This window comes from Streptomyces sp. NPDC033136 (assembly GCF_055578235.1).
In genome coordinates, this window is record NZ_JBVIPD010000001.1 from 93,023 (window position 1) to 114,428 (window position 21,406).

Consider the following 21,406-nt stretch of genomic DNA (forward strand, 5'->3'; position numbering starts at 1 on the left):
TGGTGCTCAAGTGGTGCCGGGCCGTCTCTGACGACCGTGGAACTCAGCCCAGCACGGGCTGAGGCGAGCGCACCTCGGGGTGCACGGCCGCCGCCTCGCGTGGGCCGACATGGCTGCCCGGGTGGATCAGTTCCGCGATCCGGCGGGTCATCGTGCCCGGATCGGCCGCCTGGAAGACGTTGCGACCCATCGCCACTCCCGAAACCCCGCTGCTCATCGCCTCCTCGACGTAGGTGAATACGTCCGGCACCGAGCTCCTGCGCGGACCGCCGGCCACGATGACCGGGATGGGCGCGCCCTTGACCACATCGGCCATCTCGCTCGGCGTACCCGCGTGGGAGGTCTTGACGACGTCCGCGCCGAGTTCCGCCGCCAGCGTGATGGCGTGGGCGACGAGTTGCGGGTCCCCTGGATGGGTCACCTTCGGTCCACGGGGGTAGACCATCGCCAGCAGCGGCACGTTCCAGCGGTCGCACAGGTCGGACACCCTGCCGAGGTCCGCGATCTGCTCCCGCTCCTGCGCTGAGCCGAGGTTGACGTGCACGCTCACCGCGTCCGCTCCGTACCGCAGCGCCTCCTGCACCCCGCTCACCAGGTACTTGGCGTCGGGGTCGGGAGCCTGTGCGGTGCTCGCGCTCAGGTGGAGTATGAGGGAGGTCCCGGAGAGCCGGGCCGGGTCGATCTGCCGCAGGCCGCCCTTGTGCAGGACCACGGCATCGGCACCGTTGGCAGCGACTTCCGCCACGAGGGACCCCAGGCCGCCGCCCCGCGCGATGATCGGGCCGTCGGTGATGGGGTGGTCCATCGCCACGACGAAGAGCCGGTCGTCGCCAGTGCCGAACAGCCGCCTCAGCCGGAGCCTCCGACCGAATGAGAGATTCGCGAACATCATTGTCCCTCTCCTCTACGGGCTTTACCCGCAGTCTCCGCGGTGAACTGCGGCCTCGGCATCGCCCGTTTACGCGATCCGGCGACCCGGGGCACGGGAGATTGCGGGCTCCGACGGTCTGCGGTGGCGCCGTCGACGGAAGAGTTGCGCGCAGTGGTTCCCGTTCGCACGCACTGTGCGGGGCGGGGTATCTCCAGAAGGGCGAGGCGCTCACGGAGGGGTCGCTGGACGGCTTCCGGGCGCTCGGTGAGCGCTGGGGAAGGGCGGGCCTCCAGCAGGGGCACTCGCGGATGCGGCATGGCGATCACCGAGCGGCATCCGCGCAGGTACGCACCTCCTTCTACATATAGGGGTGTGTTTTATGGAGGCGTGCTTCTATATCTGAGGTGTGACATGGACAAGCCTGCCGAGATGTTCGACCGGGACTACGAGTGGTCGGCGCTGAGGCGGTTCATCACCGACCCACAGCCGGGCGCGACTCTCGGCGTGGTCTCCGGGCGTCGCCGCCAAGGCAAGACCTTCCTGCTGGATGCCGCGTGCCGCGCCGCCGAAGGTTTCTACTTCGGTGCGACCGAAGCTACGGACGCCGAGTCGCTGCGGAGGATCAGCACCGCGCTGACCGATCACGTCCGGCCCGCCAGCCCGTTCCATTTCGCCAACTGGTCAGAGGTGGTCGACGCGCTGCTTGCCCTCGGCTCCGAACGCCCCGTCCCCGTGGTGATCGACGAGTTTCCGTACCTGGCCAAGGCCAATCCGGAACTGCCCTCAATCATCCAGGAGGCTCTGCGGCCCCTACGTGATCAGCGCACCCGCTCACGCACTCGGCTGCTGCTGTGTGGCTCGGCGCTGCCCTTCATGGGCCGACTACTGTCGGGCAACGCCCCACTCAGTCTTGGTCTTGGTCTGCTCGCCTCATCCCAGCGGGTAGCCCAGGGCCCGAGTGGCCTTGCGAAACGCCTGTAGCTGCTCAGGGGAGACCACGAGGTGGTGTTCGCCGAGCCGGGTGCACAACGCGCGCAGGCGGCGGTCGCTCACAACGAGGGCCGCCAGTGCCTCGTCCTCGCATTCGATGAGGTGGACCTGCCCTGTGTCACGGAGTCGGCCGGTGCGGCGGGCGGTATCGTCCAGCAGCGTGGTGACGCTCTGAGGCAGAGGGTGCGAAGCAGCCTGGTCCAGGTAGCGACGGAACTCGTCGAGAGTGTGCCCGCGGTCGAGGGCGCTCAGGAGGGACGCGGTGCTGAGCGTCCAGACCCGGTCGGATTTCCTGTCGGCGAACGTGTCCAGGAGAAGTGCGTCGGCCGAGGGCAGCCCGTCGAGAGCGACGATGTCGAAGTTCGCCAGGACGGTGACCCTGCCCGTAGGGACGGCCGGTGCCGGAGTGGGGGCGTAGTCGCCGGTGAGTCCGAGGGCGTAGGCACCGAGAGGGTTGAGGCGGACCGCGGTCAGGCCGTCGTAGCGGCTGAGCCGGTCGAGGTAGTCGCCGCCCCAGTTGTGCCGGTAGTCGTCGCGGGCGCCCTCCGGCTCGACGTGCTCGATGTCGATGAGGCCGAGCGTGGCGGCGTACTCGAAGAGCACCGTCAGGGTGTACCGGCCCTGGAGGAGGGACCAGCCGTGGTGGCCGTCGTAGCCGAGGCTGCCGTACTGGGGATCCTCCAGGTAGAGCTTCCACAGGGCGCGTTCACTGCGGTGGACGATGGGATTCAGGCCAGTCGCGCGCATCTCGGTGAACAGGCCGTCGATGGATGTCCACTCACCCGGGGTGAGGCCGGCGAGTGCCTTGCAGACGAGCTTGCGGCGCGGTTTGGCGGCAGTGAGGACGTTCGCCGAGCGCTGACCCTTGATCTCTTCGACGCGGGAGAGTTCGTCCAGGAGGCTGTTGTTCAGCCAGCGTTGCCACAGCTGAGCAATCGTCAGGTGCGGTGGCCGGGTCAGCGCGGCCCGTCCGCGCGGGGTCAGCGCCAGCCGACCGCTGGTGAGCTGAGCGAGGCCGCTTGCCTGGAGCAGCATCGGCCAGGCGAAGGCGGCAATGGCCTCGTGCTCATAGAAGTCGCCGCCCTCCAGGACGTCGGCGACCGCCGCGACAGTGGCGGCGCCGGGGCGACGGGTCTTCTCACTGCACCTCAGCTTGCCAGCGGCGCACAGACGCAGCACCGCCAGCAGGCTGGCCTGCGCCTCATGCTCGGTGTGCCGGACCCGCGGAGTGTCGGCGGACTCCTGTTGCCGCTCGACCGGTGTCACTGCGCGCATTCCCCGCTCCGTGCCGCTCACGTCCCGTTCCTACAGATGGGCAACGTAGTCGTAGTTGCCCGGACCACAGGTGCGTTCCAGCGTCTGCACCACCTTGCGCGGGTCGTCGTAGGGGCCGGAGAAATAGAACGGCTTGCCGTCCCGGCCGAAGCCGATGACGGGCCGATCGCCGGGCGGGCTCCCCAGGTGTACGGCGGCGTCAGTGAAGCCGGCCGCGGGCTCGAAGCCGAAGCCGCCGGCGTAGGCGACCGCATCGTGCACGATCGTCTGTGCCTGCTGCACACCGATCGACAGCGGCCGGTGGCCGAAAGCCGAGTAATACATCGGTACGTAAGTGGTCAGGGAGCCGGAACCCATCACCTCCGGGCCGGTCACGTTCTTCACCCCCAAGCAGTACACATCCACCAGGAAACCGGTGACGGTCACCCTGCTGGCCCGTTCCTGGCGGGCCAGCAGGATCTGGGCGAAGCCACCCGTGTCAGGATCCGGCTCCTGCCCGATCGGGTCGGCCGCCGCCCACTCCGGGGCCCCGGTCATGTCCAGCCCCGCGCTCCAACCCGCATTGACCCAGCAGCCCACCACTGGCCGCTCATCTGGAGGAGTGTGCGCCTGCGCCGCCTCGGCAACCCGCCGCACCAGCGCGGTGGCCTGGGCCGGACGCAGCCCCAGCGCCTTCGCGATCTGCTTCGGCGCGCCGCCGCGCTCCCTCATCTCCCGTACCCGGGCCAGCAGTTCCTCGTCGTGCGTGGTCACCGTCGCAGTCTGCCACGCCCGCGCCATGCTCCTACGGAGTGCACATGATTCCGGCCCAGCTGCCCACCGCCTGTCATCCTGAGCTTGGTGGCAACGGGCGCAATCGAGCCGGAACGTGTGGATCAACATGGGTGAGGCAGCAGTGGGCAGGACCGTCGAGCAGATGCGAGCGCTGGTCGGCTGGGTCGGCACGGGCCGCAAGCTGACCCAGACCGGCCGTGTGACGCTCGCCGACGCGCGGGCGCTGGTGGAGGTTCTGGACACCGGCGACCGGATGGACCCGGTGATCGGAGACGCTACGTTCAAGACGAAGTCCAGCGAGGAGCTGTACCACCTCACACTGCTGGTCGAGTGGGCCAAGGCGGCACGGCTGCTGCGGACCGCGGGCGGGCGCCTGCTGCCGGTGAAGAAGAACGCCAAGCTACTGGACCGCCCCGACGAACTGCGTCGCGCGCTGTTCGCCGCACTACCGCACATCGGCCCGGCCGTGACGATGTCCGGCTGGCTGGAGTCCCTGTTCGCGCACGAGTACGACCGGGGCCTGCGGGCCTTGATGCAACGGCTGTACGCGGCCACGACCCCTGTGCCGCTCAGTGACCTGTACGAGGCGGTGTGGCAGGCGGTCAGCCCGCTGTACGTGCTCGACGACCTGTCCCCCGACCGTCTGAGGCATCTACGCACCGCCAACGACCACGACATCCAACGACTCCTGAAGGCCATCGCATCACTGAGCGCTGTCCGTCTCACAGAGGACAGCGCCGAGTTGACGGCGGACGGTCGCACTGAGACGGCCCGAATGCGCGGCGAGCCCGAGCCCGGCGACGCGGTGTTGCGGATCCTCGTCGAGCTCGCCGACGTGGACGACCCCCGAGTTTGGCGGCAACTGCTGGTGCCCGCCTCGATCCGCCTGGACCGGCTTCACTCGGTGATCCAGGCCGTGATGGGCTGGGAGAACTGCCATATGCACGCGTTCACCATCGACGGCGTCCAGTACGGCCGTCACGACGGCGAACTCGGCTTCCGCGACGAGCGCACCGCCGCACTGGGCACCCTGCTTGAGCAGGGCGCCCAATTCGTGTACACGTACGACTTCGGGGACTCCTGGGAGCACCTCATCACCGTGGAGCAGCTCCAGACAGCCTCAGCCGGGCTTCACTATCCGCGCTGCGTGGACGGTGCCGGGGCGTGCCCGCCCGAGGACTGTGGCGGTGCCCCCGGCTACAGCGATCTCAAAGTGATCCTCGCCGACCCGGCCCATGAGGAACACCACGCCATGCTGGCCTGGCTCGGACTTCGGTCCGCCACGGAATTCGCCCCTGCCCGTTTCGCGCCGGACGAGGCCAACACGCGGCTGCTGCACCTCACGGCACCGTGAAAGACGAGGCGTCCGGCCACACAGCCGTTCACGTCCCTGGGTGCTACCGACTGGTCCACCGGTCCGCCGCGCTCGGACAAGGACGCACGGGCCGACCTTCCGTCCCCGGCGTTCGGATCTTCGGCTTCGACTACACGGCGACGAGGCGCACTCGGTCGCCGCAGAGCTTCGTCATGTCGTCGATGTCCGAGGTGAGCATGACCACTGGGCGGCGCTGCCGCAGCGCCATCTCGGCCACGGCGGCGTCGATGGCGTATTTGTGACCATGAAGCCCAGCATTGATCAGCATGGCTGAGGCGGCCTTCGCCTCCTCGTCGCCGATGTGCACGATCCTCACGCCGGACGGGACCCAGGCGAGCCGCGCCTTGTCGGTCCGGCGATGCACCGCTTCGATGATGGTGAGCGCGCTGATGACCACCTCCATCCCCCGCTTGCGGGCTTCGGCGATGAGGGCGACCACGGGCTCGTGATCACTGACGAACTTCGACAGGCCCTCGCAGTCGAGAACGAGGGTGCCTTCGTGACTCAGCCTGCGGCGGGCCACTGCCCCTCCTCGGCGAACACCTCGTCGAAGACCCGGCGTGCCCGCTCCTGCTCTTGCTCGGAGATCGGTCCCTTACGGCGTTCGTAGTCGGCCAGGTACTCATCCAGGATCTGACCGCGCAGTTCGCGCTCCACCGCTTCGGTGATGAACGCGGAGAACTCACGCTTGCCGACCCGTCGGCGGATCGCCTCCGCCGTCCCCTCGGGGAGGGAGAGGCTGACCCTGGTGGCTGGCCCTTCACCGACGCGGTAGGAAATCTCGTTCATGGGATCGAGATTATCAAACAAGTAGGAATCCGGCCTGGGTGCAGCACCCTCCCGAACGACGCGGGTCGCCCACCCGTCACCTCGTGGTCTCAGTTCTGGTCTCATTCACCTACGTTCAGCTGCGTCCGGACGCCGCCGGACAGTCCGCTCCACTGCTGGTCAGGACACCGGCGACCATCTCCGAACCCTCTGGCGAACATTTGGAAAGCGTGTTGGGGGCAACCCCTCACGAGTTCGAATCTCGTATCCTCCGCAGCCGCCTGAACAGGCGAAACGAAGAGTCGGACTGCTCATTGCGGTCCGACTCTTCGGCATGCCCTGCTTGCAGTTTCGGTTGCATTTATAGGCGACATTTAGGACATGCCATCAAGCAGGGAAGGCGCACGCTCACGTCCTATCGGCGACCGGCGCAGGCTGTGCGGAGCCACACCTGACGGGATACGTCCCCGGCAGCCAGGACCCACATGATGAGCTGGCCGTCCTCAACGGCGTAGACGAAGAGGTAGTCGCCGCCCTGAGCTGCCAGCAGGCGGTGCGCCCTGAGGGGGCTTTGGTGCCGAACGCAGTCATGCCCCCGCATCCGTCGATGCCTTATTCACCCATCGCGGACTGACCTGCGGCGACTCTGGTTCTCGGCGGATCCACGCGGATCTGTCCATGGTCCCAGGACGATGTCGCGGTCATAGCCCGATCATCCGGACCTTGCTGCCGCACAGCCGGGTCATGTCATCGACTTCCGACGTGAGGATGGCGACCGGGCCAGGCTGACGCAAGGCCGCTTCGGCGACGGTGGCGTCGATCGCGTACTTGTGTCCACGCAGACCGGCGCCCTTGACCATTTGTGCCGCCTTGGCCGCCGCCTCGGTGACCGGCTCCACCTTGACCCGGGAGAGCGCCCATTGCAGTCGGGGCGGGTTCACCCTGGCGTGACTCACCTCCACGATGGTGTTGGCGCTGACGACAAGGTCCGCTCCCATGTCGTGGAACACCTGGAACATCGCCAGAACCTTCCGGTCCTGCGCCACCCAGGCCGAAAGTCCTTCGCTGTCCAGGACGACGGTCTCAATGTGCCCGCTCACGCGGCGCTCGCGCCGCCGGCGGCCTGCGTGGTACCGAAGATCCGCGCCCGCGCCTCGGCCAGCTCTTCCACGCCGTCGCCGGCAGTCAAGCCAAGGCTCGCGGTTGCCAGCGCGTGACGTTGCCTGGTGGGGTTCGGTAGTAAGCGGCCCAGGGGTGGGCCTGGCAAGTGACAGGGCGGAAGAGAGTGGCACGAGTCGTCGCACGAGAGTTGAGTACGGGCACGAGGAGCGCACCGCCGATGGCCCGGCAGGAAACATCCGCCGTCGTGAGGGAACTCCTCGGCGCCGGCTGGGCGGCGGTGTTCCTGCCCGGTGAGCCCGCCCGCCTCGGGCGGCTGCTGCTGTGGAAGCCGACCGGGGCAGCAGCCGGAGACAGTATGGCGCCCACCTGCCTTGAGACCGAGGCGGTGGAGCTGGTCCTGCCGCATGGCCGCTCGGTCAGGCGGCGCAGGGTCGAGGGTTACGCGCTGCCTGTCGCCGTCGCTGTCTCCGCCCTGGCCGATGCGGAGCCGACGCATCCCGCCGGCGCCGCCTGGCAGGCCGCCACTCGCTTCGCGCTGCGGCTGCTCGCCGACGGCCGCCTCCACCCGGCCATCACCCCCGCTGGTTACGACAGCTGGCAGGTGGGTCCGTACACCGCCACCCAGCGCCAGACGCTGGACGCCCTGGCCGCCGCCTTCCCGCCACACGCCCACTGCCTGCCCGAGCCTGGCCCTCCTCCGGTTCGGATCGCCGAACCGGCTGCGCTGGTACGCCAGTTCTGCGACGCGGTCGCCGATGACCTGGTCCGCACGCCGGCCGCGCCGCTCGCCATGGGAGCGCTGCCGTACGCCTGGCGCGAGGCCCGCGCCGTGCCCGCCTTGCGTGAATGGGCCGAGGAAACCCAGGCGGCGCTCACCGCCGAGGTCAGTGCCTCCCTGCGCGTCGACGTACCCGAAGGATGCCGACGGCAGTTCCGGGCCGTCCTGCAACTGCACACCGCGGCGGACCCGGCGCTCGTCATCGAGGCCGCACGACTCTGGAGCGAGCCGACCGAAGTGGAGCGGCTGCTCGGCCCACGCGCCGAGACCGAGACCCTTCTCGCCCTGCGCCGCGGCGCCCGCGCCTGGCCCCCGCTGCGGAGGCTGCTCAACGACGCCGCTCCAGATCAACTCCGGTTGACCGACGACGAAGCCTTCGATCTCCTTGGGGACGCCACGGACGCGCTGCGCGCGGCCGGTGTCGACGTGCACTGGCCGCGCGAGCTGGTCAAGACACTCACCGCGACCGCGGAGATCGGGCAGCGCACCGCCCCCGGTTCCACCGCGGGCGGCCTGCTGGACACCGAGGCCCTCCTAGACTTCCGCTGGCAGGTCTCCCTTGGCGGCGAGCCGCTCACCGAGGCCGAGATGGATGCTCTCGCAGAGTCTCGCCGTCCCCTCGTCCGGCTTCGCGACCAGTGGGTGGTCGCCGACCCGAAGCTGGTGGCCCGCGCCAAGCGCCGCCGGATGGAACCGCTCACCCCCATGGAGGCATTGAGCGCCGCGCTGACCGGCGAGGCCGAGCGGGACGGTGACCGGGTCCCCTGTGCGGCGGTCGGTGCGCTCGGTGACCTGGTCGCTCGTCTCCGCGATCCCGAGTCCCGCACCCCCGTGCCCCAGCCCGCCGCCCTCAAGGCCACGTTGCGCGGGTACCAGAAGCGTGGCCTGGCGTGGCTGGCCGAGATGTGTGCACTCGGCCTCGGCGGATGCCTCGCCGACGACATGGGTCTGGGCAAGACCATCACCCTGCTCGCTCTGCACCTGCACCGCCAGACCGACCCCGCCACCGCCGGCCCCACGCTCGTCGTCTGCCCCACCTCTCTGCTCGGCAACTGGCAGCGCGAGGCCGCCAGGTTCGCGCCTTGCATCCCCATGCGCCGCTACCACGGCGGCGACCGCCACCTGAAGGACCTCGCCGATGACGAGATCGTCCTGGTCACCTACGGCGTCCTGCGACGCGACCGGGAGACCCTCACCGAGCACGACTGGTCGCTGATCGCCGCCGACGAGGCACAGCACGTCAAGAACCCCTACGCCGTCACGGCCCGTGTGCTGCGCGCCCTGCCCGCCCGCGCCCGCGTCGCCCTCACCGGCACCCCCGTGGAGAACAACCTCTCCGAACTGTGGGCGCTCCTCGACTGGACCACCCCCGGACTCCTCGGCCCGCTCACGGCCTTCCGCGACCGGCACGCCCGAGCGATCGAGTCGGGCGAGGACCCACAGGCTGCCGACCGGCTGTCCCGTCTCGTCCGCCCGTTCCTGCTGCGCCGCAGGAAGTCCGACCCGGGCATCGCACCCGAACTGCCCGCCAAGACCGAGACCGACCGCGTCGTGCCTCTGACCGCCGAGCAGGCAAGCCTGTACGAAGCAGTGGTCCGCGAATCCATGACGAAGATCGCCGAAGCCGAGGGCATCGCCCGCCGCGGTCTGGTTCTCAAGCTCCTCACCGCACTGAAGCAGATCTGCAACCACCCCGCGCAGTACCTGCGCCAGTCGACACCGCTGCGCGGCCGGTCCGGCAAGCTCGACCTGCTCGACGAACTGATCGACACCATCACCGCCGAGGGCGAGTCGGTGCTGGTCTTCACCCAGTACAAGCAGATGGCAACCCTGCTGGAGAAGCACCTCGCAGAGCGAGGAGTCCCCACCCTCTTCCTCCACGGCGGTACCCGCGTCACCGCGCGCGAGGAGATGGTGGACCGCTTCCAGCTCGGCGAGGTGCCGGTGTTCCTGCTCTCCCTCAAGGCCGCGGGCACCGGCCTCAACCTCACCCGTGCCACCCACGTCGTGCACTACGACCGCTGGTGGAACCCGGCCGTCGAGGACCAGGCCACCGACCGCGCCTACCGCATCGGCCAGGACAAGCCCGTACAGGTCCACAAACTCCTCGCGGAGGGCACCGTGGAGGACAAGGTGGCGAAGCTTCTCGAGTCCAAGCGCGCGCTGGCCGACGCCGTCGTCGGCTCCGGTGAGGCCGCCCTGACCGAACTGTCCGATGCCGACCTCGCCGAACTCGTCGCCCTGGGGAGGCAGACATGAGCCCTTCGTTTCCCGGCCAGCGCCGCGCGCCCGCCCGCGGCAGGCGTGCCTTCGCCGCTACCTGGTGGGGCCAGGCATGGGTAACGGCCCTGGAGGACTCCACCCTGGACTCGGGGCGCCTGTCCCGCGGACGCACTTACGCCCGCCAGGGCATGGTCGGCGCCGTCACCATCGCCCCCGGCCAGGTCAAAGCCGCCGTCCAGGGCAGCAGGCCCCGCCCCTACCGCTCCGCCGTCCACCTGCCCGTCCTCACCGACCCGCAGTGGGACACCCTGCTCGACACGATCGCGGCCCGCGCCGGACATCTCGCAGCACTTCTCGACGACGAGATGCCCGCCGAACTCGTAGACGATGCCCGGCACGCAGGCGTCCCACTGCTCCCACTGCCCACCGAGCTCGATCCGGAGTGTTCCTGCCCCGACTGGGGATACCCCTGCAAGCACGCCGCCGCGCTCTGCTACGCCATCGCCGCCACCATCGACACCGACCCGTTCGTGCTCTTCACGCTGCGCGGCCGCGGTCGCGAGGAGGTCTTCGCCCAGCTACGCGTGCGCCGTACGGCAGCACAGGAGGCCACAGCCCAACCGGCACCCGCCGGCACCCTGGCCGCCGCCGCGTACGCCCACTGGGCCGAAGAGCCTCCCGCACTGCCCGACCTCCCGGAACCCGCTGCCCACACGACAGCGCTGCCCGTCGCCCCGCCACCCGGCACCGGCCTGGCCGCCGCGGACCTGGAACGCCTCATGGCCGACGCCACCGCGCGCGCCGCCCGGCTCCTCGCGGGCGACACCGCCGACCTGCACCTGACCCAGCACCAGGACGCCATCCGCATCGCCGCAAGCAACCCCGGACCTGAGTGGTTCCACCACCTGATCCAGAACACCGGCGCCAGACCCACTGCCTTCGCACGTCTCACCCGCGCCTGGCGCCACGGCGGTCCCACGGGCATCACCGTCGCCGAACAGCCCTACGCCCCCGATCCGGCGGTGATGAAGACCGCCCGCACCGCCGTGGACGCGGCCCTCGCCGAGATGACCGACTCCCCCACACACCTCAGAACCTGGCGCAACCGCCTCACCCTCACACACCACGGCATCCAGCTGCGTCTGGGCCCTGACGCCCGCTGGTACCCCTACCTCCGGGACGACGACGGCGAATGGTGGGCCGCGGCCCCAGCCGACAGTGACCCGGTCACCGCGCTCACCGCGGCATGGTCGCAGAAATGGGAGTAAGGAGGCGATTTCCCGCTGACCAGGAATCACGAGCAGAAGCTGGACACACTCACGCTGCGGGAGCACCGCCCTGCGACGGCTGCGTGCAGGCCCGCCACGGACTGTTGGCCGCGGCCGCCCAACTCCCGGCACGGCAGGGCATGAGGGCCACCAGCATCCGCCGGGCTCTGGACGCCGGCCGGGTCCCCGACGACATCACAGCGGACCTGGCCGCTGTCGCTGTCCTACCTGATCGCCGATACCGCGCGGGGTCATGGGCGGGTGCGCATCGCGCCCGCCGCCTGCGTCATCCACGGCGAGGAACCCGCGCTCCTGGCCGAACTCGCCGCCCACCGCAGGCTCGCCAAGCTCGCACTGCGGCAGCTGGCACCGACGGTGCTGATCAGCCGCAGCCCGCTCGACACCACTCTCGCCGCGCTCCGGGCCCCGGGAGGCGGTGTTCGCCACGACCCGGTCAGCGACGGTGATCGCACCGCGCTCCCCGCGGGGGATGCCAGGGCGCCTCACCGAGTGGGTCGGCCACGTCCCGCCCGGCCGCCGGACGCCCCGCGTGCACCGGTCACTGCCGCCAGTCCTCCCGGGCCCGTCGCCGGTCATCGCGCATCCGGTCCTGCCGGTCCCGGCGGCGGACGAAGTCGCCCGGTTCGAGGTCACCTTCCGCGAACCGCCCGACCAGGAGTCCGACGACGCCCAGCCCAAGCACCAGCAGAAAGGCCCAGAAGTTGCCGAAATAGGCGGCGAAACCCAGCGCCATTCCCGCGATCAAGCCCACCACAGCCCTGCTCATCACGCGCTCCTTCACTCAAGTGGGCTACTCCGCCCCGGCTACTGGAACCGCTGCCGCTCTTCCCCTTCGTCCTCTTCGTCGGGGAGCTTCACGTCGCTGACCGTGATGTTGACTTCCACGACTTCCCGGTCCGCCATCCGTTCCACTGCGGAGATCACGTTCTCCCGCACCTCACCGGCCACGTCCGTGATGGAGACGCCGTAGTCGACGACGATCTCCAGGTCGATGGCCGCCTGCCGCTCACCGACCTCGACGCCGACCCCGCGTGTGACGGACTTGCCACTACCAGCGCCGGGCATCCGTTCGCGCACGGAGCCCATCGAGCGCGCGAATCCGCTGCCCAGGGCATGGACGCCGCGCACGTCCCGTGCCGCCATTCCGGCGATCTTCTCGACCACCACATCGGCGACGGACGTCCGCCCGCGAGACCCGGGCGCACCACCGCGCCTTGCGCCGGTGTTCTCAGCCATCGGGTTATTCCTCCCTTAATGAGCCCCCTTATCACCTCTTTTACAATTATATTCGTTTTAGCGCATCTTGGAGACGGGATAGAAGAGAGAGGCGAGAAGCCGGTGAAAACTGAGGCGTGGACGCGGGCGGTCCGATACCAGCTCGAGCTGGGCCGGCTGCTCCCGCTCGGTGGGCCCGACGACGGGACATGGATCACCGAACGAGCAGCCGTACGGGCCCTCAGACGTGCCGCGGACGGGATTCCCGGAGTTCGGCTGGAGTCCGTGCGCATCGGGGCGGCACCCCTCGAGCCCGTGTCCGAGCCGGCCGTCCAACCGCCGGTCGGCGCCCTTCCGCCCGGCCCGCTCAGGCTGGAAGCCGCCTTCACAGCAGCTCCCGGGCAGCCGCTGCCGCACACCGCCGAACAGCTGCGGAGCGCACTGCTCCACACGGCCGCTGAAGACCTCGGCCTGGCCCTCGTGACAGCCGACCTGCGCGTCACGGATCTCGACGATGACCCGAAGACGGTCGTCAGGTCACCGGCCGCGAGGGGGGAAATGAGGCCCCGGCACGAAGCGGCGGCCGCGCGGAGCTCGCCCCCGGCGACCGGAACAGGACCCACGCCGGGACCCACCGGGAAGCCGGCCGACGTCGCGGCGGCCGTTCCCGGCGTCGACCGCCTCACCACGGTGCTGGGAGGCCGCCCGGTCAAGGTGAGGCACGAGGGCGATCCGCCGGGCCGACACATCGAGGTCCAGCTCGCGGTGGCCCCCGGACACCATCCGCTGGACGTCGCCCGCGCCGTCCGGGCCGCCCTGGCGGAGGCCGCCACCGCCGACACCCCCGGCCCGGTCACCACCGCCGTCCTCATCACCGACACCGCGCCTCAGCCGGCCGGGTGACAACGGCAGCCTCGATGAGGAGTTGTTCCTCGTGGATCCGCACGGAGTGCGACGGCCCGGGCCGGGCAACCGCGTCCGCGGGCGTACACCGGGACGTTCCCCCGCCCGCGATCGCATGACGCGACCGGTTTCACGCACCGTGACCGTCCGCGGATTGACGCTCACCGCGGAGGTTCCCAAGCTGAGAGGAGGGGGCTGGTGGAAGGGACCGCGGTCGTGAGTGGTGGGCAGAGTGGGCTTCCCCGGTTGCTGACGGCGGTGGAGACGGCAGCCCCGGTGGACGCTGTCGACGTGGTCGCGGAGGACCTGCGGCAGCGCTTCGAGGCGAAGATGGTCTCGTTCCTCATCGTGGATCTGACAGGGAAGGCCGTGGCGCGGCTGTCGACCGCCCCCGCGGAGGGCGGCCGGGAGGCTGAGCGGATCCCGATGCTCGGCAGCGTCTACGAGGAGGTGATCCGCACCCAGCGGCTGTACCACGAGGCGACCGGCCAGGGGCAGCGGGTGATCATGCCGGTGACCAACCGGGGGGACGCGATCGGACTGCTGGAGCTGCTCCTGCCGGCCGACCCCGGCGAGGACATCCTCGCCGCGGTCGCGGAAGCCGCCCACGTCCTGGCCTACATCATGATCGCCAACGGGCGCTTCACCGATCTCTACACCTGGGGCAAACGCTCCAGGCCGCCCACGCTGGCAGCGGAGATCCAGTACCAGCTGCTCCCCCCGTCACTGTCCTGCGAGGCCGCGCAGTTCACCCTGTGCGGGAGCCTGGAGCCCTCCGAGAGCCTCAGCGGCGACACGTTCGACTACACCCTGGACCGCGACACCCTGCATCTGTCGGTCACCGACCCCATGGGACACGACATCGATGCCGCCCTGGCCGCCACGGTCCTGGTGAGCGCCCTGCGACGCGCCCGCCGCGCCGGAGCCGGCCTGGCCGAGCAGGCCCAGCGGGCCGACCAGGCACTGGTCGACCACGGCCAAGGCCACGCCACCGGGCAGTTGCTGCGCATCCATCTCCGCACCGGGCAGGCCCACCTCGTCAACGCCGGTCACCCCTGGCCGCTCCGCATGCGCGAGGGCGTCGCGGAGGCGATCACCTGCGAGGTGGACCATCCCTTCGGCCTGTCCGTGCTCGCGCCCCACCCCTACCGCGTCCAGGACCTCGATCTGCGCCCCGGTGACCGTCTGCTCATGTTCACCGACGGCATGTTCGAACGTCATGGGGAGAAGGTCGACCTGGCCGCCCTGCTGGAGCGCACCCGGGATCTGCACCCGCGGGAGGCCGCGCTGGTGCTGACGTCCACGGTCCGGGACGCCGCCGGCGGCAAGCTCGAGGACGACGCCACCGTCATGTGCCTGGACTGGCACGGCCCCCAGGAGACCCAGCGGCACGTCAGCTCCGGGGCGGACACCCGGCAGGCCTCAGCCGCCCGCGAGAAGCGGCGGCCCTGACCGAGTCGCTCCGCCGGGCGATGCCCGCTGCTTCAGCGCTGCGTCAGGCTCCCTTGGAGGGAAGCTGAGGGGACACGGTCTCCGGGCGGTCATGGGTGTCCTTCCGCTCGGCGGGGAGCACGACGGGATGCTTCGAGCCGAGGGCGCCGCCGGGACCGCCCTGCGCGGGTACGGCTCCGGCGCCCGCCGCTCCCGCCGGTGCCGGACCGCTGCCGTCCGTCCGCCGCACCACGCGTCGCCAGAGGTGAGGCAGACGGGTGTAGAAGCGGTCGGGAAGGAACACCGCGTCCGCGACGATCATCGCCCCGGAGAAGAGAGGCAGCCCCATGAGCACGGCGATGCCGAGGTGCATGCCCAGCAGCAGGGTGAGCACGGGGTACTTGAGCCGTCCGAAGAGCACGAACGGGAAGGCCACCTGCAGGAGCACGGTCAGGTAACCGGCGATGGCGATCACGAGCGTGTGCTCGGCCACGAAGGCCGAGAGCACGGGCCAGGGCCGGAAGAGTTCGAGGTTCAGGGCGTAGTGGAGAGCGGTGCCGCCGGCCCAGGTACCGCCCTGGACCTTGTACAGGCCGGCTGATCCGTAGAGAAGACAGACCTGCGCCGCGATGAGGAACATGCCGCAGTTGTGCACCGCCGTGACCAAGGTGGTTCGGGCATCGCGGAGTTGCCCTGTGAGGGGGCTTTCCGGAGATTGCGGCGCGCTGCCGGCGGGAACCGCCTTCAACCTCTTTCTGCGCGCGTCCAGGGACCAGCGTCGGCCGCAGGCGGTGAGGACGAGGTAGAGGGCCATCAGCAGGACCAGGTTGTCGCCCCCGTCCGTCATGAAGATCGCGCGGGCGTGGAACGAGGTCACCACGACGGCGAAGAGGACGGACATGAGGCGGGTCCGCCAGCCCAGCATGAACAGCGCGGACGTGACGAGGGCCAACACGTAGCAGATCTCGAAGTAGGCCCGGCTGTCGGACAGTGCCAGGACGCTGACCCAGCCCGTCTGCTCGAAGAGCTCGTGGGCCAGGGCGGGCGTCCACGGGGATCCGGGGCCCCAGATCTCGTCCCGGTGCGGGAACTCACGCAGCAGAAAGACCAGATAGAGCAGCCCGTAGCCGATGCGCAGCACCGACGCGGCGTACAGGGACACCGGACGCCCGGTCAGGAGGCCCCACACCGCGGCGATCCGGTCACCGAGCCACCGGTCGGCGCCGGGAAGCGCCGCCCTCCGCGTCTCATTTCGCATGGCGGGTCACCTTCCACCAGGGCAGAAGCCGGTTCTCGGACGGCTTCGGCGGGCGGTCGCCGGCTGATGATCCCGGCGCGGCGACGGGCAGCGTGACGACGCGGAGCTGGACGAAGTCGAAAGGGTCGCCGTCATGGGCGGCAAAGCGGTCCGCGGCGATGTTGGTCAGGTACTTCCGCATCATCACGGCGCGTTCCGTGCGCGCCCTGTCGTCCCCTCCGTGCAAGTCGACATAACCGGCCCAGGCACGACGCAACATGTTCTGCGCCGTGTGGCTCGGGAACACATGATGTTCGACCGCCGAGCCGTCCACGGCGGTCAGGTCGAACCAGGGACTCACCTGAACCGATCCATCGGAATCGGTGTGGGCGGTTCTCGCCAGAATCTGCCGGTTGACGGATTCCGGGTCCGGGGCGAAAAGCCGCCAATTCTGTTCGAAGAAGGGGAGCACCCATGCATTGATCTGCGGGCCGTATCGCTTGGAGACGGTGTTGGCCGGTGCCACGTGGAGGAACACCAGAAGCACGTGGACGACGCTCGTCACCAGGAAAAGGGCCACAACGGCGCACAGTCCGGCTCTCAGCGCACGGACGCCTCTCGATGGTTTCAGGTGCGCGGCCATGGCGTCAGGACATGACTGCGTGACCGGACCGGAATCAGAGTGCTGGATTTCCTCCACGGCCACTGAGTCAATTCCGCTCGACACCGCCCACCCTGTCTTTCTCTTATCAGCTGCTCGCGCCTGGCGTTTTCCGCTGGCTACCGCTGACGGCGCGCGGCGGACTCGAGGAGATTCCGCCGCGCGCCGTCAGCAGGTGAGCGGACTGGTCGCGGTGGGCTGCCTAGCCCCCGTGGCTCTTGGAGTGGTCGTCCTCGTAGCCCTTGGGCTTCTTGTCATAGCCGTAGTGCTCGTCGGACTGTTTGCCGTGGTCCGGCTTTCCAGGCTTGCCACCGTGGTCCGGCTTTCCAGGCTTGCCACCGTGGTCCGGCTTTCCAGGCTTGCCACCGTGGTCCGGCTTTCCAGGCTTGCCACCGTGGTCCGGGCCGCCCGGCGCATGGCCGCTCCCGCCGGTGGTGTTCCCCGCGGTGTTGCCCGAGGTGTTCCCGGACGTGACGCCCGAGGTGTTCCCGGACGTGACGCCCGAGGTGTTCCCGGACGTGACGCCCGAGGTGTTCCCGGTGTCCCCGGACGTGCCGCCGGTGGTGCCGCCAGTCGCCGTTCCACCAGTAGCGGTGCCGCCAGTCGCCGTTCCACCAGTAGTGGTACCGCCAGTCGCCGTTCCACCAGTGGTGGTACCGCCAGTCGCCGTTCCACCAGTGGTGGTGCCGCCAGTCGCCGTTCCACCAGTAGTGGTACCGCCAGTCGCCGTTCCACCAGTGGTGGTACCGCCAGTCGCCGTTCCACCAGTAGTGGAGGTCGCGCACTCGTTGAGGAAGATGTTGTTGGTGTCGAGCGTCACGGCGCCCTCACGAGCCAGCGTCCGGCCCTCGATGATCGCCCCCGTGGTGGCGGTGATCGACTGCAGAGCCATGATGGTGCCCACGAAGGTGGAGCTGGTGCCGAGGGTGGCGGAACTCTCGACCTGCCAGAACACGTTGCACGGCGAGGCGCCGTTCGTAAGGAGCACCCGGCTGAAGGACGCTGTCGTCAGGGCTTCAGGAATCTGGAATACCCAGACGGCGTTCGGGTCTTCCTCCGCGTCCAGGATCAGGTCGCCGGTGAGCCCGACTCCGGACTCGGCGGTGTAGACGCCCGGAAGCAGCGTCTGGCCACCGCCGATGGCCGCCGGGAGTGCAAAGTCCGTGGCCTGGCCGACCGCGTTGTTGTACGCCGTGACCAGGTCGGACTTGGCCTGAAGTGCGACGGCATCCGCAGCGTGCATGGAGCCGAGCACGATGCCGGGCGGGAATCCGGTGATCGCCGCATTCGGGTGGGTGCCGAGGTCCTGGCCGATCACTGTGGGGCCGGTGTTGGTGACTCCCTGACCTGCGAGAACGGAGAAATCCGCGGCCGTGCCCAAAGGTACGGGCGTAGCGATGGCCAGCGCCTGTGTCGGCATCAGGGCAACCATCACGGCGGCAACCGTGGCGGCAAGGGCCGAGGCCAGCAAGCCCAAAGTACGGCGGTGAGCTACTTGAAGGATCTTCAGCTTCATCGAAAGGCCATTTCCTGTGGGGGCCATGGTGCACCGGGCCCCATCGATCATTCGGGAAGCCTGGCGCTACCGCCGCACATTACGCAGAAATACCCTTGCGACCGACTAGAACAAAGCCGGAGAATTTCCGATCATTCGAACGGAGCACAGCACTGCGAAAATAGCTTGAATGCGAACGACCGGAGCCGAATGCAGCAATTTTCCTACCGGCGCTTCCGGGTTTCGGTGCGAGCCCCAGGCCCGGTCAGCCGCAGCACTGGCACCCGGGCTGGCAGCCGCAGTCGTCCGTCTCGGCACCGGACGCCGACGGTGTCGTGGGGACCACGCAGCAGCCCTTGCCCTGCCAGGCGTCCCGGCCCTCCTTGACGGCGACGGCGGCGATGACCAGAGCGGCGACCGGGTCGGCCCAGGACCAGCCGACGGTGGCGTTGAGGAGCAGGCCGGCCAGGAGCACGGCCGACAGGTACGTGCACAGCAGCGTCTGCTTGGAGTCGGCCACCGCGCTGGCGGACCCCAGCTCGCGTCCGGCCCTGCGCTGGGCGGCCGACAGGAACGGCATGACGGCCAGGGAGAGGGCGGCCAGCACGATGCCGGGGATGGAGCGTTCCGCCTCACCGGTCCCGGCCAGCGCCCGTACGGCGTCGACGGTGACGTAGGCGGCGAGCGCGAGGAAGGAGACCGCGATGATGCGCAGCGTGGTCCTCTCCCGCGCCTCCCGTACCGCCTGCTCCCGGGCGGAGAACTGCCAGGCGACCGCCGCGGCGGAGGACACCTCGACGACGGAGTCCAGGCCGAAGCCGATCAGGGCGGTGGAGGAGGCGAGGGCGCCGGCGGTGATCGCCACGACCGCCTCGACGACGTTGTAAGTGATGGTCACGGCGACCAGCAGCCGTATCCGGCGGGTCAGCACGTCGTGGCGGCCCTGGCCGGGGCCGCGGGACAGGGAGATCTCCGCGGTCATGGTCAGCAGCACCCCTCGGTGCCGGCGTCCGGGCAGGTGCGGTCGGTCTCGACGGCGACCACGGCGGTTCGCAGGTCGTCCAGCGCGTGGCCGAGGCGTTCGTCGGCGAGTTCGTAGCGGGTGCGGCGGCCGACGGGCACGGTGACGACCAGGCCGCAGTCGCGCAGGCAGGCCAGGTGGTTCGACAGGCGGGGGCGCGAGACGCCGAGGGACTCGGCGAGGTCGGCCGGGTGGGCGGGGGCCTCGCGCAGGGCGAGCAGGATGCGGCAGCGGATCGGATCGGCGAGCGCCCGGCCGAACCGGACCAGCACCTCGATGTCGGGAGCAACAGTCAGCATCCACCTGACAGTACAGGGTGTCGTGAATTCAGGGAAACATGAATACTCGGCGGGCCTCAGGGCGTGTCGCTGGGGATCACGCAGTTCTTCGGCTGCGCCTTGCCCGTCGGCCAGCCCAGGCCCACGAACTTCAGCGTGCCCTCGCCCTCGCGCCCCGGGTCGAGTTCGACGATCGCGGCCGGTTTGTCGTAGGGGTTGCCGCCTGTGGTGAGGCAGATGAGGCCGCTGGTGCCCTGGACGCGGTGGCGGGAGTGGAGGAGGGACCACTGGCGGCCCACGTCCTCGAGGGTGGGGACCGCGGTCTCGGGGCCGCCCTTCTGGGCCTGGTGGAGGGCCTTGCCGATGGTGATGAGGCCGTCGTGGACGAGCATCGTGCGGGAGTCGTCGAGGTTCGGGACGGAGCCGAGTGCGACGCCCTCGCGCCGGGCCTGCGTGATCTGGCCGCGCAGGGCGTCCAGAGCCGCCTTCGGTTCGGTGAGGTGCTGAGGGAGCTCCTGGGGCTCCGGTGCCCTGCGGTGGGTGGCCGTCCACTTCTTCGTCCAGGCCGTCAGTTCCGTGGCCCAGGCGTCGGGGTGGGCGGGGGCCGCGTACTGGACGGTCACCTTCGCCCGGCCGTCGTCGCCGCGGAGCCGCTCCCAGTCCCGCTCCGTCATGTCCTGGCGCAGGGAGGCCGCGTCGGAGCCGCTGATGATGGTGTAGTGGCGGCCCTTGCAGCCGACCTGGGCGAGCTTGAGGGCGAAGATGCGCAGGTGGAGCGTGCGGCCCGCGAAGTAGACCGTGTCGGCCTCGGAGTCGCAGATGTTGTTGGCGGTCTGGGTGAACTGGTTGCCGGTGGAGCCCGCCTCGTCGATGGACGGGGACTCGAACGACATCGCGGCGGGGCCGGCCGGGCCCTTCTCCTCGATCCGGCTGAACGCCCTCGCCAGCGACTCGTTGTAGCCGTCGGGGCGCTTGTCGTAGACGAGGACCGTCCTGAGGTTCTGCCGGCCCCGGTCGCCGTTGAAGTCCGCCAGGGCCCGGGCCGCGTCGGTGTTGGTGGGGAGGATGCGGGCGAGGCCCGGGAAGCGCAGCCTGGCCATGCCGTCCGCCCGGTCCTCGTTCGCGATCCGGTCCCCGCTGATACGGGCGGCCAGCACCGGCACCTTGTTCTCCGTGAGGCGCTTCACGGCCGCCTCCGTGGCGTCGAGGCTCAGGTTGAAGCCGGTGACCGCGCGCAGCCGGTCCTCGGGGGAGGCGGCCATCCGCAGCAGCGTGTCCACGACCTTCGACTGACGGCCGTAGTCCTGCCCGGGGTTGGCGAGGACGATCCGAATCTTCGGGGGTTCGCCCTCGCCCGCGTTGGCCTGGCGCTGCCCCAGGTACGCGCCCTGCAGGTCGCTGCGCATCTGGCGGCGCAGGGCCGCGCGGTCCGACTGGAGCGGCAGCATCATCGCCACCGTGACGTGCGGCTGCTTCTCGATCCGCTGGTTCTCCCGGGCGATGGCCCGGGCCACGTCGGCGATCTCCGGGGTGCCGAAGTCGTAGCCCTCTCCGTTGACGCCGACGCACTCGCCGTCGATCCGCTCGACGCCGTCGGCGCAGGTGTCGGGCTTGCGGATGAGGGAGGTGATGAGGGTGACGCCCGCGACGAGCACCGCCGCGCCCAGCAGCGCGTAAAGGATCTTCTTCCATCTCGGCAT

At 69.8% G+C, this 21,406-nt stretch carries 19 protein-coding genes and 2 pseudogenes; 7 read left to right on the forward strand and 14 right to left on the reverse strand.

Annotated features, from left to right (window positions below; translation table 11 throughout):
• Window positions 1–43: 43 nt before the first annotated feature.
• The gene (locus ACZ5TL_RS00455) at window positions 44–892 is read right to left on the reverse strand and encodes a 2-amino-3,7-dideoxy-D-threo-hept-6-ulosonate synthase (RefSeq protein WP_468586156.1); all 849 of its coding nucleotides are present in this window, start codon (window positions 890–892) and stop codon (window positions 44–46) included.
• A 390-nt stretch (window positions 893–1,282) separates the two neighbouring features.
• Between ACZ5TL_RS00455 and ACZ5TL_RS00460 the strand changes: the two are divergent.
• Window positions 1,283–1,795: pseudogene (locus ACZ5TL_RS00460) on the forward strand (AAA family ATPase); the annotation flags it as partial.
• A gap of 6 nt (window positions 1,796–1,801) precedes the next feature.
• Here the strand turns inward: ACZ5TL_RS00460 and ACZ5TL_RS00465 are convergent.
• Complete coding sequence (locus ACZ5TL_RS00465; RefSeq protein ID WP_468586158.1) at window positions 1,802–3,136, reverse strand: helicase-associated domain-containing protein; 1,335 nt, start codon at window positions 3,134–3,136, stop codon at window positions 1,802–1,804.
• A 30-nt stretch (window positions 3,137–3,166) separates the two neighbouring features.
• Window positions 3,167–3,889: a hypothetical protein gene (locus ACZ5TL_RS00470; protein WP_468586160.1), complete on the reverse strand. Its 723-nt coding sequence runs from the start codon at window positions 3,887–3,889 to the stop codon at window positions 3,167–3,169.
• Window positions 3,890–4,016: 127 nt separating this feature from the next.
• On the opposite strand from ACZ5TL_RS00470, the gene ACZ5TL_RS00475 reads away from it, so the two are divergent.
• On the forward strand, window positions 4,017–5,264 hold the full coding sequence (locus tag ACZ5TL_RS00475; RefSeq protein WP_468586162.1) for a plasmid pRiA4b ORF-3 family protein: 1,248 nt from the start codon (window positions 4,017–4,019) through the stop codon (window positions 5,262–5,264).
• A 130-nt stretch (window positions 5,265–5,394) separates the two neighbouring features.
• Here ACZ5TL_RS00475 and ACZ5TL_RS00480 read toward each other — a convergent pair whose 3' ends face one another.
• The 3 genes from ACZ5TL_RS00480 to ACZ5TL_RS00490 all read right to left on the reverse strand — a co-directional run bounded on the left by ACZ5TL_RS00480 (window position 5,395) and on the right by ACZ5TL_RS00490 (window position 7,153).
• Window positions 5,395–5,808: a DNA-binding protein gene (locus ACZ5TL_RS00480; protein WP_468586164.1), complete on the reverse strand. Its 414-nt coding sequence runs from the start codon at window positions 5,806–5,808 to the stop codon at window positions 5,395–5,397.
• The gene (locus ACZ5TL_RS00485) at window positions 5,790–6,074 is read right to left on the reverse strand and encodes a hypothetical protein (protein WP_468586166.1); all 285 of its coding nucleotides are present in this window, start codon (window positions 6,072–6,074) and stop codon (window positions 5,790–5,792) included. Before ACZ5TL_RS00485 ends, ACZ5TL_RS00480 begins: the two co-directional genes overlap by 19 nt.
• A gap of 680 nt (window positions 6,075–6,754) precedes the next feature.
• Entirely contained in the window at window positions 6,755–7,153 is a 399-nt protein-coding gene (locus ACZ5TL_RS00490) for a DNA-binding protein (RefSeq protein ID WP_468586167.1), read from the reverse strand.
• A gap of 239 nt (window positions 7,154–7,392) precedes the next feature.
• On the opposite strand from ACZ5TL_RS00490, the gene ACZ5TL_RS00495 reads away from it, so the two are divergent.
• From ACZ5TL_RS00495 to ACZ5TL_RS00505, 3 genes and pseudogenes are all read left to right on the forward strand, one after another.
• On the forward strand, window positions 7,393–10,212 hold the full coding sequence (locus tag ACZ5TL_RS00495) for a DEAD/DEAH box helicase (RefSeq protein ID WP_468586169.1): 2,820 nt from the start codon (window positions 7,393–7,395) through the stop codon (window positions 10,210–10,212).
• On the forward strand, window positions 10,209–11,444 hold the full coding sequence (locus tag ACZ5TL_RS00500; protein ID WP_468586171.1) for an SWIM zinc finger family protein: 1,236 nt from the start codon (window positions 10,209–10,211) through the stop codon (window positions 11,442–11,444). Before ACZ5TL_RS00495 ends, ACZ5TL_RS00500 begins: the two co-directional genes overlap by 4 nt.
• A 231-nt stretch (window positions 11,445–11,675) precedes the next feature.
• A pseudogene (locus ACZ5TL_RS00505) lies at window positions 11,676–11,753 on the forward strand (hypothetical protein); the annotation flags it as partial.
• Between the two features lie 250 nt (window positions 11,754–12,003).
• Here ACZ5TL_RS00505 and ACZ5TL_RS00510 read toward each other — a convergent pair.
• Together ACZ5TL_RS00510 and ACZ5TL_RS00515 are read right to left on the reverse strand one after the other, a co-directional pair.
• Window positions 12,004–12,231, reverse strand: coding sequence for a hypothetical protein (locus ACZ5TL_RS00510; protein ID WP_468586173.1), 228 nt, complete (start codon window positions 12,229–12,231; stop codon window positions 12,004–12,006).
• Between the two features lie 38 nt (window positions 12,232–12,269).
• A complete protein-coding gene (locus tag ACZ5TL_RS00515) occupies window positions 12,270–12,701 on the reverse strand; it encodes an Asp23/Gls24 family envelope stress response protein (RefSeq protein WP_468586175.1) in 432 nt (143 codons plus the stop codon).
• A gap of 102 nt (window positions 12,702–12,803) precedes the next feature.
• On the opposite strand from ACZ5TL_RS00515, the gene ACZ5TL_RS00520 reads away from it, so the two are divergent.
• Both ACZ5TL_RS00520 and ACZ5TL_RS00525 read left to right on the forward strand, forming a co-directional pair.
• Window positions 12,804–13,583 carry a hypothetical protein gene (locus ACZ5TL_RS00520; protein ID WP_468586177.1) on the forward strand — a complete coding sequence of 260 codons (780 nt, stop codon included), beginning with the start codon at window positions 12,804–12,806 and terminating at the stop codon, window positions 13,581–13,583.
• A gap of 276 nt (window positions 13,584–13,859) precedes the next feature.
• Window positions 13,860–15,035 carry a PP2C family protein-serine/threonine phosphatase gene (locus tag ACZ5TL_RS00525; protein WP_468587046.1) on the forward strand — a complete coding sequence of 392 codons (1,176 nt, stop codon included), beginning with the start codon at window positions 13,860–13,862 and terminating at the stop codon, window positions 15,033–15,035.
• A 43-nt stretch (window positions 15,036–15,078) separates the two neighbouring features.
• On the opposite strand, the gene ACZ5TL_RS00530 is transcribed toward ACZ5TL_RS00525, so the two are convergent.
• From ACZ5TL_RS00530 to ACZ5TL_RS00555, 6 genes are all read right to left on the reverse strand, one after another.
• Window positions 15,079–16,272 (reverse strand): HTTM domain-containing protein, encoded by a 1,194-nt coding sequence (locus ACZ5TL_RS00530; RefSeq protein ID WP_468586179.1) that lies wholly within the window; start codon window positions 16,270–16,272, stop codon window positions 15,079–15,081.
• Window positions 16,262–16,894, reverse strand: a complete 633-nt coding sequence (locus ACZ5TL_RS00535; RefSeq protein WP_468586181.1) for a DUF5819 family protein — start codon at window positions 16,892–16,894, stop codon at window positions 16,262–16,264. Before ACZ5TL_RS00535 ends, ACZ5TL_RS00530 begins: the two co-directional genes overlap by 11 nt.
• 220 nt (window positions 16,895–17,114) lie before the next feature.
• On the reverse strand, window positions 17,115–18,428 hold the full coding sequence (locus ACZ5TL_RS00540; protein WP_468586183.1) for an ice-binding family protein: 1,314 nt from the start codon (window positions 18,426–18,428) through the stop codon (window positions 17,115–17,117).
• A 244-nt stretch (window positions 18,429–18,672) separates the two neighbouring features.
• Window positions 18,673–19,389, reverse strand: coding sequence for a cation efflux transmembrane domain-containing protein (locus ACZ5TL_RS00545; RefSeq protein WP_468586185.1), 717 nt, complete (start codon window positions 19,387–19,389; stop codon window positions 18,673–18,675).
• 2 nt (window positions 19,390–19,391) lie between these two features.
• Window positions 19,392–19,727, reverse strand: coding sequence for an ArsR/SmtB family transcription factor (locus tag ACZ5TL_RS00550; RefSeq protein WP_468586187.1), 336 nt, complete (start codon window positions 19,725–19,727; stop codon window positions 19,392–19,394).
• Window positions 19,728–19,783: 56 nt separating this feature from the next.
• On the reverse strand, window positions 19,784–21,406 hold the full coding sequence (locus ACZ5TL_RS00555) for an ABC transporter substrate-binding protein (RefSeq protein ID WP_468586189.1): 1,623 nt from the start codon (window positions 21,404–21,406) through the stop codon (window positions 19,784–19,786).

Coding starts and splice junctions, on each gene's coding strand:
- ACZ5TL_RS00455 (WP_468586156.1), bottom strand. CDS start 892: ATGATGTTCGCGAATCTCTCATTCGGTCGGAGGCTCCGGCTGAGGCGG.
- ACZ5TL_RS00465 (WP_468586158.1), bottom strand. CDS start 3,136: ATGCGCGCAGTGACACCGGTCGAGCGGCAACAGGAGTCCGCCGACACT.
- ACZ5TL_RS00475 (WP_468586162.1), top strand. CDS start 4,017: ATGGGTGAGGCAGCAGTGGGCAGGACCGTCGAGCAGATGCGAGCGCTG.
- ACZ5TL_RS00485 (WP_468586166.1), bottom strand. CDS start 6,074: ATGAACGAGATTTCCTACCGCGTCGGTGAAGGGCCAGCCACCAGGGTC.
- ACZ5TL_RS00495 (WP_468586169.1), top strand. CDS start 7,393: ATGGCCCGGCAGGAAACATCCGCCGTCGTGAGGGAACTCCTCGGCGCC.
- ACZ5TL_RS00500 (WP_468586171.1), top strand. CDS start 10,209: ATGAGCCCTTCGTTTCCCGGCCAGCGCCGCGCGCCCGCCCGCGGCAGG.
- ACZ5TL_RS00510 (WP_468586173.1), bottom strand. CDS start 12,231: ATGAGCAGGGCTGTGGTGGGCTTGATCGCGGGAATGGCGCTGGGTTTC.
- ACZ5TL_RS00515 (WP_468586175.1), bottom strand. CDS start 12,701: ATGGCTGAGAACACCGGCGCAAGGCGCGGTGGTGCGCCCGGGTCTCGC.
- ACZ5TL_RS00530 (WP_468586179.1), bottom strand. CDS start 16,272: ATGCGAAATGAGACGCGGAGGGCGGCGCTTCCCGGCGCCGACCGGTGG.
- ACZ5TL_RS00535 (WP_468586181.1), bottom strand. CDS start 16,894: ATGGCCGCGCACCTGAAACCATCGAGAGGCGTCCGTGCGCTGAGAGCC.
- ACZ5TL_RS00540 (WP_468586183.1), bottom strand. CDS start 18,428: ATGAAGCTGAAGATCCTTCAAGTAGCTCACCGCCGTACTTTGGGCTTG.
- ACZ5TL_RS00545 (WP_468586185.1), bottom strand. CDS start 19,389: ATGACCGCGGAGATCTCCCTGTCCCGCGGCCCCGGCCAGGGCCGCCAC.
- ACZ5TL_RS00550 (WP_468586187.1), bottom strand. CDS start 19,727: ATGCTGACTGTTGCTCCCGACATCGAGGTGCTGGTCCGGTTCGGCCGG.
- ACZ5TL_RS00555 (WP_468586189.1), bottom strand. CDS start 21,406: ATGCCGAGATGGAAGAAGATCCTTTACGCGCTGCTGGGCGCGGCGGTG.